Here is a 15,612-nt window from a genome sequence, read left to right as displayed (position 1 = left end):
AAACATTTCCCCAAACGTAAACGCTTGTGGCCATTCCTAATAGCAACATCGATGTTACAAGTAAAAATGGAACTCTAAATTTTTGCAGTGTCCAAATCAGGTACAGCTTTCCTAGCAAACCGCTTCTCTTTAGAAGTTGACTCCTTAAAACTATCTGCATTAGCCTACAACTCCCTTCCAACTTAATTTAAGTGGTGACTCAACGGATAGTCGGTTACTTTGAAGGTGGCGTTCAGAACTATTCTGATTCATGCTAAAGAGCACTTCTTCATGTGTCTGCAAGTACACATCAATCACTGGCTGAATGCTTGCTACTTCCGATGATAAAACATCATTAGAGATGTGCGGATACGTCACTACCATTTCAATCGGATATACTTCATTCATAAAAATTGCTTCATTCGTTTTGCCGAATAGTTGTGTACAAAGCTGCATTTGTATAAAGGATTGTATATTTGCCAATTCTCCAATCACAAATGACACAGTTTTAAATACACCTCGTGGTTCATAAAAGGTACTTGCTTGAAGCGGCACTTCCTCCAGCTTACTTATGTCCCGCTTCTCCAATAAAAGTTGTTCTTTTGAGGGAATGCGGTAACGCCATCCTTTGGATTGATGATATTGCAGTCGTAGTAATAAGGATGCGTCCATAATTACTTGCTCCTTTAATCCGTTATTCAACGGATACTTACCTTGTAGTAAAAGTTGCATCAGTAAGTAGAACTGATCTACACCCACTACATACATAGGTAAATCTACTATTTCATCTGCTATGGAAAGATGAGCTGTTTTTATATTTTGTACACGTCTTGTGCTTCGCCTATCCTCTCCGTAAACAACTAAGTAAACAACTATTAATTTCTTTTCTTGAAATGCTTCTTGTTCAGCAATGCGAACATACTTTTTAGATTTATTGGTTATTGTTGAAATTACTTCTGTACCCATATCCACTTCAATACAAATCATTAAGTTATCTAGTTCAACAATGTAATCAGGAACAAGCAAGTTCTTAAAATCCTTACGTTGTATTAAAGGGTGCTTACTCCCCCTTAGTATCTCGAACTCGCATTTTGGATTCTCCAACTCATTTTCAACATATAAGTCCACCATCGAATAAATAGCAGCAAGGTTATGATCATTTGGAATTCGCATCTCCTTATTACCAGGAAAGGTTTTATCCGATATATAACCAGCAACCCGCAAAGCTTTAAATGCTCTTTCAGTTACTCCATAGTAATAGACCTTAAAATAAGTATCTCTTGTCCTCGTACTTTCCTTACGTTGCAGTACTTTCATAGTTACTAACCGCTTCAGTCGATTTGATACGGAACTCTTACTCATATTTGAGCGATGCACTCTATACAATTCATGGATACATGAAGCGGGCATCATACGGTGTGAATATATCACTTGAAGAATTTTCATTTCTTCTTGATCTAAGCACACACCCGCAATTCTGTTTGGGATTGTAGAAGTTAAATATACTTCTTCACTCTTCCCTTCGATGAATACATAACTCAATAAAATCTCCCTCCTTTCTGAACAAAAAAAGAGAGCACCTCTAACAGAAGGACAATTGTCCATAGTGTTAGGGGTACTCCCTTTTACTTGTGTATAAAAATATTTATATGTTCGAATTGGATTATATCATTTTGATTTAATAAAGCCAACTTGACTGGGCTAACTAGAAACTCTCTCCAAATGTATTCATAAAAAAATTATTCAAGAATCTTGTTTTGATATATGAACAGCAAATGAAGGTAAATTACATTCCTTTTCATGGTATTAGGTAGGTTATCTAAGGGTATTTAGTCGGGAGATAAAAATAGCGGTCAGTACAATGTTTCCAAGGCTTATAGTGTATTAACCCGTTCATAGCCCTGCGGTTCATATGGCAACCTTTATAAATATATGTCCCATATTTATCCCCCTTTGCAAATATAGTAAATAATAAAAACATCAAATTAAATCCAACATTTAATACACCATTATCGACCCTTACAATGGATAATCCTTTAACAAATTCATTAACAACCAAAATTCAGTTTGTTATATCAATATAGTTAAACTTTCACTGTTATTAACCCATGAATTTGCTATTTGGTTCTTTGAATTATTAAACCTACAGGTAAATTAACTAATTAATCGAATTAACCCAATACCTTGATTAGCCTTAAATTCCAGAACAATAAATTTCCTTACCACTCAATAAAATCAAATAGAAAATACACTTCCAAAACATCTCATTTTGGTTTTTCAATTACTTGTTATTCGATTTATTTTCTATTTCAACTCTCCTTCACTCATCAGTGATCTATCTATTTTGCTTAATAAATCAGTACTTCGATACACAGTTGTTCATTATGTATATCCCTTTTAAATTAATTGGTGACTATTAAGCAATTTCGGCGGTAAAACCAAAGACTACACACTTTATTCTCGTATTTTGCGTGAAAAATGATTGTGCCCCTACTCATACTGAATAATTAAATATTAATCCAATTAATTTATAACCGCCCTTTTCTTTAATTCTTAATTAATTTCTAAATTAAATAAAAAACAATTAATTAAAAAACTCTCAATTCTAAATAAATTAACCTGTAATAGAAAATAATTAGACTCATTAATAAAACATTGAAATCTATTTAAATATTAATTAGCGCAATTATAGATTCATTAATTGCATCATTTATTGACGCAATAATAGAAGCAGTTATTTAATCAATTAAAAAACTTGAAATATAGGCGTTTGTTAGTTATTATAGTCTTATGGAAAATATATTGCGGAAATAATAGATGCAATGACATATGCATAAGTGCGGAAGTAATTGCAGATATAATTGATGCATTTAACAACGGTGGTGAAATAAATTGCAAGAGACTGACTTCTTAGATATTCTTTTGGAGAATTTAAGTATTGAAAGTAAATGGTTCTTATTCATTCTATTACAAGAAGGGAAGCCAATTAATAAAGCGCTTTTAAATGATATGGCCAATGAATCTTACGCGAAAAAGCAATCTGAAAAAGAACAACCCACTAACGAATTACTGATTCCTTCCCGCCATCTATTAGATATTCATACAGCAAGACTAGAGGGTGCCGGTTTAGTTAAAGTTGAAAAGTTAGGAAGAATACGGATGTATTCGATAACTGATCTTGGTGAAAAACTAATAAATTATGCAGCTAAATAAAATATCCAAATAAAATTTACGGAGGTATATAAAATGAATGAAACTATTAACAATACAGCAGTAGTTCAAGATGGAAAGAAATTAAGTATGAAGTTCGGCTTTCTTGGTCTTGGTATGGGAGGCACTTCAATTGCTGCAACATGTGCAGATGTAAGAACAAGTATCAAAAACAATAATCATCCTTATACTGCGTTACTTATTAATTCAAATGAAATTGATTTAACTAAAGTCCAACCTAAAAATGGAAGTACTAAAAAAATAAAAATCGGAAATGGGAAAGGTGCAGGTAGGGACATTTCTATTGGTGAGAATTTATACAAGGAAAAAGCTGCTGAAATCTCAAATGAAGTAAAAACTCAATTCCAAGACGTTGATTATGTTTGGTTAGTAGCTGGTTTAGGTGGGGGTACTGGAACTGGAGCCGTTATTCAGGCTATAGGTACTTTATTAGATTCAGGCTTTGCCGGAAAGTTCGGTATGATTTTAACATTGCCTCGATTAAAAGAAGGTAAGACAGTTCTAGACAATGCATTACAACGTCTTCAAAAAATAGGTAGTGTAATGGACAACTTGGGTCCAATTTTACTTGTTGATAATGAAAAATTATTTAATGAATTTAGCGAATTAAAACCTAACTCTTCCGTTGCGGAATACCTAGAGTTTTCTAATAAATATGTTGCTGAAGCATTACACGAATTAAACACAGTAACAGCAAGCTACTTACCTACAGGCGAGTATCACTTTGATAGCTCAGAGTTTGAAAAGCTATTAAAGACACCAGGTCTTTTACATTTTGCTAGATTTACAGAAAAAGCAACAGCTATTGACGCATCTCAGCAGTTATCCTATGCACAAAAATTAAAAGATCTCATTAATGAAGGTGTTCTTTCAGATGGTCATGATCTTAAAAATGCTAAACGACTTGCAGTAAGCATTTTAACTGATTCACCAACAGCAAAAAGACTATTTACCTTCGAATTTACTAAAACAATGGAAGATTTAATTAGTGAGGTATCACCTACTGCCCTAGAAAAGCCAATTGCTACGTACCAATCTAATGACACAAAAGGAAATAACGTATCATTTTATGCAGTTTTTGCTGGTCTTGACTTACCAAAGGATCGAATTACTGAAATGGTTCAAGAACACAAAAAATTAAAGGACTTAGAGAATGTAGAAAAAGAAAAAGTAGATTTGTTTGCTGGATTCAAGACTGAAACACCCGATACTACTCCTAGCGCTAAATCATTTGATGAACTATTTGGCGATTCTAAACAAAATGAAGAAGTAGAAAAAACTGCTGATTTAAAATCTAAGTTATTCGACTAACAATTAAATAAATTAATTAGATTAAGAGCTATTAACAAGTAATAGCTCTTAATCTTTTTTTAATTCAATTCTAATTTTCATGATTTCGCTAATTAAATTACAATAGATTTTTAATTAGATAGTGAAACAAGACCATTCAATTAATTTCCAACTAATTATTAAATGAATTAATAAAATTACAATTGGTTTAATTAGAGATTAATTTGTTTAATTTAATTAATTATCGTTTAATGTTTTTTCGTTTAATCATTTTTTAATTAAATCTTAATTATCGGTTCAAAAACCTTGTTAAATCTAGATTCCTACGATAATATGACCTTAAAAGTCTTAATTTATTTATAATTTTTTTCTAATTATATAGAAAGGAGAGTTTAAAAAGTGGAAGAGAACCGAACAAAACTTACTGTAGCTGATAAACAAGCTTATGTTTTAGATACTTATAAAGATGATCCTTTATTGCTTTACATTCAAGACAGACAAGCACAAAACATTTTTATGGAATATGCACAAGATTTTTTCGAAAATGTTGAGATTGATAAATACTATACAAATAACACGGCTACCCAATTACTGAACTTTACTTACGCACAAAAAATATTAAATATATTGAATGATAGTAAGTATTCAAACTACTTGAGACCTCACAAGAAGGGGAACCAGTATAGACATAACATCGAGATACTATTTAAGCTACTTTTAATAACATTTCTTTCTGAATCACTTTTGCTAAATGCTCCCGATATTTCTACGATTTTAGGAGAAGATGCTAGTTATACATCTTTAAACAATGACAAAGAACCAAGTATTTCAGGCAAACAGTCTGTAAGTCCGAATTTTATAAATGCATTAATCTCTGAGAAATTACAAGAGAGCCAGCTTCAAATGCAAGAAGGTTTTAAACAGCTTGTATCTGAACTGGAGAAACGGGAACAGCTTAAAGATCAAGGTTACGTAAAGATGCAGCATACACTTCTGGAGCATTTGACTTATAATGACGAGATAAGTCGAAAAGAGATTGAGCTAATTCAAGCCCAAAATGAAGTAAATCATATCCAGACAGAATTAAATTACATTGACTCACATATCAAGACCGAGGAGAGACAACTCTCTGAAAACAAACGTAATATTGCTGTTTTAGTGGATATGGAACAAGAGGCTGTTCAACAAGCTAACCTGAATCAGTCGGAGGAAATGACTGTTAATATACCCGTCGTTTCTGGGAAAAAGTACGTTCCTCGTTTTTTAAAGAACCTATTTTTTATAGAAGAAGGCGAAGATATAACTGAACAGTCGGTGAAAATTACTAAGGAACAAGGTAAAGAGTTAACTGAACGAATTAAAGAAAAACAAACTACCTTATTGAAACATATAGAGGATTTGAGACTTGAACAAGGTAATATTACAGCTTCTATCGAAAACAGTAAAACCAATCAATCCAAATTAAAAAATGATCTGCAGATACGATATGAAGATTTAAAGCTATTAGAAGAACAATTGAATGGTTTAAAATCTACTAAAAGTATCGACTCACTTAAGAAACTAATAATGTCTAGTGATAATTAAAATATTTCAAAGAAGCTACCAGAAATGGTAGCTTTTCGAATAAGAAAATCGATAAATCTATTTTACGTCTTTTGTTTAAGAGCAAATTGACATGGAACGTCATTAATCAGTTAAAGGGTAGGTGGAGATATGGGCTTACAGAAAGTTATAGATGAGTATTGTTCTTTCCGTACAAAAAAGGGGATACATCTTAATACCATAGATATGGAAGTGAAATATATAAAAAAATTCCATGCTAGTGTAAATATCGAAAACAAGCAAGAAATGGCACTTAGAAAGATTTCTTATAAAGATGTAGAAGGTTTTTTTAGAAGAGAATGTGAAGCACTTTCTGAACGGACTGTATACCGAAAAATCACTATCCTTGTCCATTATTTTGATTTCCTATGGCGAAACAATTATATTCCCATGGACTTCATGTCTAAGTTCCGAGTGAGATTTAAAAAATTAAGTTGGGAAGCACCACCCGTTAAAGTTGACTATCACAAATTACTTGAAAGAAAAGAAGCCATTTATGATGATTTAACAATCAAAGTAATTCCTAAATTTATTTATCTGCTTATGACATACGGTATAGAAATGAGAGACATGTTACATCTCTCTAGAGAAAACATTATTATTCATAATGATTACTGTCTAATCTATTTCGAAAATGTAGCATGGGGGACTGAACGTTCAATAAAAATCGATTCTAAAATTGAACAAGCCTTAATCAAGGATATTTTAAAAGAATCAGAAAAGAGAGGAATAAATTTATTGCTTTCTACAAAAAGTGAAAAGGGATACGGCCCCTATAATCCTAGTAATCTGCATGATATGATGAAGCCCGTATCGGAACTTGCTGGCTGCCCGTTGAATAGTACCAAACAGACTATGTATGCGTTCGTTCACTATTTAGTGACTGACATGCAACTCAGTATCGAATCAGTTAGTGATCAGTTAGCAATCCCTTTAACACATTCTGCTAAACTTGTAAAAACCTCGATTGAGCGTATTGAATGTTCCGTTTAAATCCTTTATACTAAACTTTGTAAACAAATTAATTTAATACTCTAATTAAAGGGATTACCCCAGAGAAACCTATCTTAGATAGGATTTTTCTGGGGTTTTTTGTTTTTTTAAAAAGGAAGGAGATGCGTATATGTCCCATGGAGTAGATCATTCACACTTAATTCCATTACAGCATTTATATACAGCTTTGTTTTTAGGTGGTGCGAAAGTGATTGAACAAGGAGGAGTTTACGAAGTAAAACTCTCGAAAGACCGTCATTCAATCATTCAAAATTATTTGAAACGTAACAAGTTACAAGACTATTTCAAGTTTGGAGTTTGTGATAATTATTATATCCATTTTGAGGAGACACTTTTATCAAGGAAGCTTTGGAGGGAATGGTCTAAGAAATCAAACATGATAGAGTATATTTCTCCAATGCAATTAAACGTTAACGTTCTGAATCTTTGGGTTAGTCTTTTCGGTGAACAAAAAAGTAAAAGAATTTATATGCCAAGTAGTCACTTTACTGACTCAGCTAGAGAAACTTTTTCGGTTTTATTTAATGAAATTATGAAATTTGATATTGTCTTTACCTCACTTCATTTTAAAATTGTTCATTTTAAAGAGTGGTTTATTCAACAATATCAATCACGAAGACCGCTTTATGAAATCAAATTAATATTGGACTGCCTTTCCCAAAACGAGATCCTTTTTTTAAGGAATGAGCGAATTCAATATGATTTGTATAAAGGAGGGATAAGTCTTGTATAAAAAAATAGTATTAGTTACTTTAAGTGCTTTTTTGCTATCAGGATGTCTTGATAAATATACAAACGAGCCAATTAAAGATAAAGATACTGTTACAAGCGAAGTAGAAATTTTACCTGAAGAACAAAACAGTGCAATGGAAAATATGCCCGTTATTTCAAAAGAAGAGGCTGCTGAAAATGCATCTAAACTTTATAAAACAAGTGAAATCAAAGAATATAAGCCCAAAATCATAAATAAGGAATTATTAGATGTTAATGACCTAAACTGCGTTTCACAATATAGCTCATATTACTTTGTGGAATTTATGCGAGGTACAATTAATCCTAAGAAATTTGTAGATGCTATGTACGATTTGTTTGATGAGGATTATAAAGCGCAATTAGGTTCTACTAAAGAGGAGATTGCCAACACTTTAAATCTTGTTCAGCTTAATTATTACAGCAATATACCACAAAGAAAAATCGCATCATATTTCATTTCAACACCCGAAATTTATTTTTTAACAAATACAGAAAGTATAAAGTCTGTATACAGACGACATGTATTAGAAGATGGAGAAGAAATATTCTTTGAAATGATATTTGAACAGAAAAAAGATGGTTGGAAGTTGGTAGAGGATAAGCCAACAGGAAGTCCTTATAATTTAGCAGTAGGAGAGGAAAATAATGATCAAACAAACAACTCAGCTTCTTAAACAAAGAATTGAAGAAGATACTGAATTTCGTAAGCATTATAATAATATAATAGAGTTTTATTTATTAAAATTCATGTATATTGAAAATAAAAACACTCATATAGAAGAGATTGAATTGATATTAAATAGGCAATTCTTACAGGGTTATATGGTCATTCACCAATTTATTGAAAGCAATCCTGAACTACCCTTAATAGAGGAAAAAACTACAATTTATGAGGTCCTAAATACAATTCCGAATAGTTTAAGTGAAATATTTAAAGAACAAAATATTGACTTTGTAAAAGTTGATACTGCCGAAGCTTTTGCAATGGATATGTTAAGTGAAATAGGTACAGATTATTATGACCTACTGGAACAGGTATATAAAGAAATCACATATTACGGGATAGCTTATGGACTATTACATCAATATCCAAACTACATTATCGATGAAATTACTTCTGATATTAAAGACATTGTGCATCCTTATTTGATTACACCTCAATTAGCGTTAATACCTTCTACAACCTTAAATGGAACAGCAGATGCTTTAAAGTACGATTTATTTAGTTGTTCATTTAGAGGGGAAAAAACTAATTGGATGGGCCGAATAACTTTTAATCCGTATACGACAGCTGAAAATATTGTAGAAGTAATGTTGTCTGATCAAATAGCTGGATATGAAAAAAGTAATTTACTACTAAATATTAGTGCATTATTATCTTCAGATGAAACTGTATATTTCAATGTATTTCATGTTTCATCTCTTCAAACACTTGTACATTCGCAAAATGAAAATGATACAAATATAAACGATTTCAAATCAAACGTTACATGATGATGAAGGTTTGATTGAATGACATTATGATATTTATAAGAAATATGGTATTGAAATAAATAAAAAAAACACCGATTAATTAATTAATTAATTAATCGGTGTTTTTAATTTTTGATTATATTTCACAAATTGCTTGTGCTCTTCCCCTCATATAGCCTTTACGAGCATGAAAATGGACTATATGGTTAGGTATCGAATTATTTAAAACGTACATTTGAAAGACTCCTAGCACCGCTGTAGCTGCAAAGCGATTAGTAATAAGACGCTGAGGCTCACTTACTGCTAAATCAGCACAACTCATGTCAGAAGGCTTCATATCATCTTTATCAGTTAATATCCCCGGAAACACTTCCGCTACTGGCTGATATGTAACAATGCCGTTCTTTTTTAACCCACAAACAACTTGGCCAGACCAACCTGATTCATTAAATGTATCTTTTTCTTCCTTGGACCATTCAGAATACTGTCGGTGCTGCCAATTAATAGGCACATCACAAGACTCGTTTCCTACATCTATGTACAAAAGATTAGGAACCTTCATAAAGAAGTCATGCATAATTTTTCTAGAGAAATTGTTATCAACACAGCCAATTAAAACACATTTATAGTTATTGCTGTTTAACACATTAAAAAGATCGTGCTGATACATCGATTCTAGTTGCTCTACAGACTCTATATAACCTTTTACATAAGACCAAACGTTAAGTTGATATGCCTGCCCATAACGCTCTGCAAGTACCTCTGCCTTTGAGCGTCCTACATCCTCCATAATGAATAATTGATTAAACAAGTTTTTTTCTTCAACTATGTCAGGATCAGCTAGGACATATACACTATCAGAATGAGCTTGTGTAGATAATACCTGAGAAATTAATTGTGTGAGTGGGCCGCCGTTTCCGCCAGTTCCCACTTGTACCACAAAATATCGCTCCTTTTCCATATTACTCACCCTTTCTGATATGAATTCTCTTCATATCAAATGATGGGAGGGCATAGCTAGGTCTTTTAAAGATCTCATGAGCATCAAATGTAATCCAGCCACATGATTCACTTACAAATATTCGACAAAACACATTCGGAAATAATTTATCTATATTTCCAACGATAATGTATAGCATGTTTGGTACTCGTTCTGCTAGGTCATCTGTTGAAGATGGAAGTGCGTTTAGAGTATGATGTGAATGAACTTCTGCTATTTTGATACTATCCATCCCAATGCGATCAATTATGTTCATTGCGGATTCTGTAGTTTCACAGAAGTACTTATGAACATCTTGCTCCGGTACATCCAAGAATACTTTACCTGAAATTGTATCTTTATAAATATCCGCATGAATCTCCAATTCTTCTTTAGCAAATAATTGGGCTAAAGCAATAAATTGCCCTAATATTTCATAAGGGATACGTGTCTCTACTTTGCTTGCCAGCGGTTCAACTATTTTGCCTTTCTTTTTGGCTATTAATGTTGGAACCACAAATGTATTTCCCTTTTTCTCGATGAACAGCATTTCTGTATGATTTGCTACTAACTCTGGATAATCTTCTTCCATACGTGAGCGTAAATCATTTAATGTAATCTTCTTGCTTTCGATTTCCGCTTCTGATAAATAATTAGTGATAGGAATTGACTCTCCGTAATAACGAATCACTGTCTCTACAGTAGGAGCAAAAGTTTTAGGTTGTTCTACCTTTTTAGCCGTTGAATTTTTGCCTGTTGCCTTTGCAACTGTTTTAGCCTTAGTTGCAGCCTCTGTAAGCTCCTTTTCTTTAATCGCCAATGCTTTTTCCTCTGCAGTTACATCGAATGAATCCTGGTCATTTAAAGAAGCCTTAGATGTTGTTACTTCTTGCTTGTTATCTTCGCCTTCAATGATTTCCTCTTTAGGATTTTCTTTTTCTATAGTTTCATTTATTGGTTCAATTGAAGAAGTATTAGCAGTTTCAGTTTTTCCTTCCTCTACAGTCTTTTCATTTTCCATTTCATTCATAAAATCAAATAAGTCTTTCATAATTTTTCCTCCTCAAAGTTAAATAAAATTACATCAAATCTCTTAGTTTTTTATTCATTGGAATTAGATCATTGTGATTAAATGATTTCTCTTCATTAGCTTGCAAATAGTCTTTAAAAGTACTAAATCCAGATAATAAAGCCATTCCATAATCCTCGCTGAAAGGACTTCTATAAAATAAGTCTTTTAATCGAACACATTCTTTTAAACTTCTAAATGTAGGAAGTGAATTAGTACCCCAACAGATATTCCCTGATTGTTTGGTAACATGCGGGAAAGGAAATTGAAATAAATTTGAATCTTCATTAATTTCCTCAGTATCTACTGCATAGGCAGTTACTTTTTTAACTTGCCATTCCATACTCGTCATCTTAGCCAATTCAACACAAAATATTGTTCTCGGTGTCTCTATAAAAAAACCATCATCTTTTATGTGAGAATGCTGAATAAACGTCATTTCTGGTTCAAATAGTATTAATAATTTTACTTTTGAAACAGCACGATTGTGAGTAAAATGCAATGTATTACTCGGTAATAATGGTAATTGCATATAGCTACTCGTCTGGTCTTTTTTTATTAAAGATTGAAATGCTTCAATCATTTCTTCAGTTGTTAACATGAACGGACCCTGAACACTTCCATTAGAATTAATAAGGGTACCTTCAATAAATCTTTCTAAATCGTTTGGCTCACATGGAATTTTTATATGCCACTCCATTAAGGTGAAACCTCCTTCAATTTCTCTAGAATACTCTTACAGACCCCAACAGATTCAGGCTCACCGTATTCACATGCAACAATAATGTAAGAGTCGTAATAAATAACACTAGTTTCATTTTCATCCCTGTAACCGTGTGCGCTGCCTTCAACATTTGTTTCATGAGACAACGGAAACTTATATGGGGTCTTAAAAATCCATATAAAATCGTAATCCTCAAATGTTATACTTTCATCAAGTTGATTGACTTCTCTTTCTAAATTTTTCAACTCAGTATCCTTAAGTAGAGTAGAATTTCCCTCATTTATAAATAACTTTATACCAAAATTATTTTCTAATAATTTAAATAGGAATGTCTCGGTCGTATACCCATATCCATTATTCCAATCATATTGTAGTGACCAATGTGGTAGGTTAGGTAATTGTTTACGCTCCCTACAATACATGTCGACTAACTTTAAAATTTGTAATGAATAATAAAAATCAAGAATCATAGGAAATTCTTCTTCAATTATCTCCATGTTGTACCTCCATATAGCAATGCAAAATAAAATGAGCTATTAATAAGGGTTGCCACACAGTACCAGTAATCTCTAAACCATCGTCAATAAGCTCTCCCCACATGTATATAGAAGGGGATGGAACTAATCTTTTAGGTTGTTCGGGAATAAAATAAGAAAATCTTTCATATTCTCGTAAATCAAAGTAGATTAAATCGAAACATAAATTCATTAGTTCTTCTAAATACTCTTTATGTTTCCATTCCAAATCTTGAGATTTCATAAAAGGTACTTCCTTTACTCCAGTACATAATCTGTGAAAGCAATGATAAATAAAAAGTTGTTCAGCCCTATATTTGTAAAATGTGTATTTATTCAAATAAAGGTCACCTTCCGCTTTCTTGTTAACAGTTTTGTATTTAGAAAGTTTCTAGCGAGATTAACTTCTAATTTACTAAGATTGGTTGCAATATCTAATTGTTTAATCTTAAATTCAATTAGTCCCTCTGCCTCATTAAAATCACCGTCTGTTTCTAAGAGATCCAATACCTTTGTTATATCTTCTAAGGTGAATTTAGACATATCAATCTCATTCGCATATAAATCTTCTAACATTACTTTGAACAAATACACGATACTGTCTTGTTGCAAATCAACACTAGATGGCTCATGGCCTTTTTGCATTTTTTTAGTGAATAAGTCAAAATCCACTTTCAACACATCCTTAAATTTAATAAAGAAGAGACTGCCTTAAACAGCAATCTCTTGTCATCTCAATATGTTCTTACTGGTAACATTAAAGCCAAATGCGAATCATCTTCACTTTCGCCAACCATAACAAATGGTCTTAAAGGTCCAGTGAACTTAATTCGCACATAATCAGACTTAAAAGAAAGTACCGCTTCGATAAAGAAAACAGCGTTTAAGCTAATTTTTAACCCTTTACCAATAATCTCCTCGTATTCAACGTACGCTTCCCCATTTTTGGTTTCGGCTTTTGTATTGATACCTAAACTATTGTTAGCAATTTCGAAAGTTACAATAGAGGAATCAGTATTTAACATTGAACTGAGGAGTCTCATATTATCAAGTAAGTCCTGCCTAGCCACTACAATTTCTGTAGAATAGCTTTCAGGAATTAATCTAGCAGTGTCCGGATAATTTCCTTCAATGGCACGGATCGTATGAATGATATTGCTATTGAATAAAGCAACATAATTTCGGAAACCGACAACCATAACATCTTTTGATAAATCAAAACTATTTAAAGTCGCCTGCAGCATTTTACCTGGTAACGTTATAGCTAATTCTTCTGTTATCTCACCATCGGTAAAGCATATTTCTCCCATACGGTGAGAGTCAGTACAGACAAATTTTTGACCTGCAACAGAGACATCTATATGGACCCCTTGTAAAACTGGGCGTGTATCAGATGTACTCGCAGCATATGCAGTCGCTGTAACGATATCTGACCATTGCTTGCCAGTGTACTTTAATTGATACATTGGGTTCTCTGCTTGCATATCAGGATATTCATCAGCCGGAAATACAACGGTCTGTAGCTTAGTTTTTCCCTTGCTAACAGTTAATTGATATCCATCTAATGAAAATTCCATTTCTCCTGTTAATTTCGTTATAGTACGTAAAAAATCACGAGGAATAACACAAGCTCCTGTATCATTTACATCTAACTCATCAGTACGTTGTTTAATAGTTTCATCACCGTCTGACGCTGTAATTGTTAAACCTTTTGGTGACAATTCAAATAACACACCATTTAGAATATCTTTAGTCACCTTTGCAGTCATCAGTGCCCCTAAATTTTTTATTATTTCCTTTACCGTCTTCTGTTTAATTATAAAATTCATATTCTTTCCTCCATTAAGCAAAATAAAAGCCCAATAACGTCATTCGTCATTGAACTTACTCATTTCTTTTATTGTGCAATTGATTTACTATAGTCGCCTTTTATAAGCTCTATCGCTTCCTCAGTCCTCTTATAATCCATTAAGAAATAAAGGGCAATAATATCCGCTATTGTCGTCTTACAGACAATTTGAGAATAATAGAGAACTTGCTCAAGGGATAAATTATAGCCTCTACATACATTCAAATACGTGTTTACAGGACTAATTGCATGATAGATTCTTTCTAATTGTTCCATCGATGCATCCTTTAAATCGGAAGAATTACAACCAACTCGTTCTAAAAAGTATGGAATCAGATTAGATGCTATATTTCCATCTTGAATTTGTCCCCATACAGCTTTAATCGCCTTTTCATGATCACTTGAAGCCTTCTGATTTTGATTGGCAGGTTGCTGTGCCTGTTGTGATTGCGGTTGTTTCGGTTGTGATTGCGGTTTCGGTTTACTACCAGTAACAATTTCGAGAACAGAAGGGGGATTAACAAATCCAGTAATCTTTTCTCCACCATTTTTTACTGATACATACACTGAACCACTTTTTTCAATCTTTAACCAAAATTGAGGTAAATCATATAAATATCGACCTATCCCAAATTTCACGCAAGCACGCTTAAATGCACTAGAATAACCACCTTTTACGGATTCAAAATCTGTTGTTTCAGCCCCATCAGTTCGAGTTACCCACTCATCAGCTATTTTGATACTTAATTCACATTGAAAAGCCTGTTTTCCATTCATGGTAATTTCCCGGTATTGATCTTTCCAATTAACACCTAATACCTTATCAAGTCTTTCCATTGCTGCACGAGCATCAATATACGGTAACATCAAAGCATTTCCATATTGGTTGCACGTCTGTGCACGCCATTCAATCTCATGATCCTCAAAAGGTTCAGACAACGCTTTAAGAATATCCCTTCCATCCAATTTCATAGCAATTCCTCTTTTCAAAGTTTTTTTACATTCTTTCAAAAACGCAAAAAAGCCCTTGAACATGTTAGAAGTAGACAAATAAATGTCTTCCAATAAAACATGCCCAAAGGCTTTAACAATACGATTTCCGTCGAATTTCCAAGATGAAAATTGACACATTAA

At 32.7% G+C, this 15,612-nt stretch carries 16 protein-coding genes; 7 read left to right on the top strand and 9 right to left on the bottom strand.

What is annotated here, in order from left to right:
• Positions 1-159: 159 nt before the first annotated feature.
• Complete coding sequence (locus ACQKMI_RS24380) at positions 160-1,521, bottom strand: replication-relaxation family protein (protein ID WP_427493097.1); 1,362 nt, start codon at positions 1,519-1,521, stop codon at positions 160-162.
• A gap of 1,350 nt (positions 1,522-2,871) precedes the next feature.
• On the opposite strand from ACQKMI_RS24380, the gene ACQKMI_RS24375 reads away from it, so the two are divergent.
• The 7 genes from ACQKMI_RS24375 to ACQKMI_RS24345 all read left to right on the top strand — a co-directional run bounded on the left by ACQKMI_RS24375 (position 2,872) and on the right by ACQKMI_RS24345 (position 9,363).
• On the top strand, positions 2,872-3,192 hold the full coding sequence (locus tag ACQKMI_RS24375; protein WP_427493095.1) for a hypothetical protein: 321 nt from the start codon (positions 2,872-2,874) through the stop codon (positions 3,190-3,192).
• Positions 3,193-3,225: 33 nt separating this feature from the next.
• Positions 3,226-4,521, top strand: coding sequence for a plasmid replication protein (locus ACQKMI_RS24370; protein WP_427493093.1), 1,296 nt, complete (start codon positions 3,226-3,228; stop codon positions 4,519-4,521).
• A 378-nt stretch (positions 4,522-4,899) separates the two neighbouring features.
• Complete coding sequence (locus ACQKMI_RS24365; protein ID WP_427493091.1) at positions 4,900-6,084, top strand: hypothetical protein; 1,185 nt, start codon at positions 4,900-4,902, stop codon at positions 6,082-6,084.
• Between the two features lie 129 nt (positions 6,085-6,213).
• On the top strand, positions 6,214-7,095 hold the full coding sequence (locus tag ACQKMI_RS24360) for a hypothetical protein (protein WP_427493089.1): 882 nt from the start codon (positions 6,214-6,216) through the stop codon (positions 7,093-7,095).
• Between the two features lie 130 nt (positions 7,096-7,225).
• Positions 7,226-7,849, top strand: a complete 624-nt coding sequence (locus ACQKMI_RS24355; RefSeq protein ID WP_323650342.1) for a hypothetical protein — start codon at positions 7,226-7,228, stop codon at positions 7,847-7,849.
• Entirely contained in the window at positions 7,842-8,543 is a 702-nt protein-coding gene (locus tag ACQKMI_RS24350) for a hypothetical protein (RefSeq protein ID WP_427493087.1), read from the top strand. The genes ACQKMI_RS24355 and ACQKMI_RS24350 overlap by 8 nt, the downstream gene beginning before the upstream one ends.
• Entirely contained in the window at positions 8,515-9,363 is an 849-nt protein-coding gene (locus ACQKMI_RS24345; RefSeq protein WP_427493085.1) for a hypothetical protein, read from the top strand. The genes ACQKMI_RS24350 and ACQKMI_RS24345 overlap by 29 nt, the downstream gene beginning before the upstream one ends.
• A 115-nt stretch (positions 9,364-9,478) precedes the next feature.
• Here the strand turns inward: ACQKMI_RS24345 and ACQKMI_RS24340 are convergent, their stop codons facing one another.
• The 8 genes from ACQKMI_RS24340 to ACQKMI_RS24305 all read right to left on the bottom strand — a co-directional run bounded on the left by ACQKMI_RS24340 (position 9,479) and on the right by ACQKMI_RS24305 (position 15,450).
• The gene (locus ACQKMI_RS24340) at positions 9,479-10,303 is read right to left on the bottom strand and encodes a ThiF family adenylyltransferase (RefSeq protein ID WP_427493084.1); all 825 of its coding nucleotides are present in this window, start codon (positions 10,301-10,303) and stop codon (positions 9,479-9,481) included.
• Position 10,304: 1 nt separating this feature from the next.
• On the bottom strand, positions 10,305-11,372 hold the full coding sequence (locus tag ACQKMI_RS24335; RefSeq protein ID WP_427493082.1) for a hypothetical protein: 1,068 nt from the start codon (positions 11,370-11,372) through the stop codon (positions 10,305-10,307).
• A gap of 28 nt (positions 11,373-11,400) precedes the next feature.
• Positions 11,401-12,090 carry a hypothetical protein gene (locus tag ACQKMI_RS24330; RefSeq protein ID WP_427493080.1) on the bottom strand — a complete coding sequence of 230 codons (690 nt, stop codon included), beginning with the start codon at positions 12,088-12,090 and terminating at the stop codon, positions 11,401-11,403.
• The gene (locus ACQKMI_RS24325; RefSeq protein ID WP_427493078.1) at positions 12,090-12,611 is read right to left on the bottom strand and encodes a hypothetical protein; all 522 of its coding nucleotides are present in this window, start codon (positions 12,609-12,611) and stop codon (positions 12,090-12,092) included. Before ACQKMI_RS24325 ends, ACQKMI_RS24330 begins: the two co-directional genes overlap by 1 nt.
• Positions 12,598-12,873 carry a hypothetical protein gene (locus tag ACQKMI_RS24320; RefSeq protein ID WP_427493076.1) on the bottom strand — a complete coding sequence of 92 codons (276 nt, stop codon included), beginning with the start codon at positions 12,871-12,873 and terminating at the stop codon, positions 12,598-12,600. The genes ACQKMI_RS24325 and ACQKMI_RS24320 overlap by 14 nt, the downstream gene beginning before the upstream one ends.
• Before the next feature lie 92 nt (positions 12,874-12,965).
• Positions 12,966-13,301 (bottom strand): hypothetical protein, encoded by a 336-nt coding sequence (locus tag ACQKMI_RS24315; protein WP_427493074.1) that lies wholly within the window; start codon positions 13,299-13,301, stop codon positions 12,966-12,968.
• A 62-nt stretch (positions 13,302-13,363) separates the two neighbouring features.
• Entirely contained in the window at positions 13,364-14,458 is a 1,095-nt protein-coding gene (gene dnaN / locus ACQKMI_RS24310) for a DNA polymerase III subunit beta (RefSeq protein ID WP_427493072.1), read from the bottom strand.
• A gap of 68 nt (positions 14,459-14,526) precedes the next feature.
• A complete protein-coding gene (locus ACQKMI_RS24305) occupies positions 14,527-15,450 on the bottom strand; it encodes a Rad52/Rad22 family DNA repair protein (protein WP_427493070.1) in 924 nt (307 codons plus the stop codon).
• Between the last annotated feature and the right edge of the window lie 162 nt (positions 15,451-15,612).

It is taken from the genome of Lysinibacillus sp. NPDC097214 (assembly GCF_050277945.1).
In the GTDB taxonomy this organism is placed as follows: Bacteria; Bacillota; Bacilli; order Bacillales_A; family Planococcaceae; genus Lysinibacillus; species Lysinibacillus xylanilyticus_B.
This window is presented reverse-complemented; position numbering and strand designations above follow the sequence as displayed.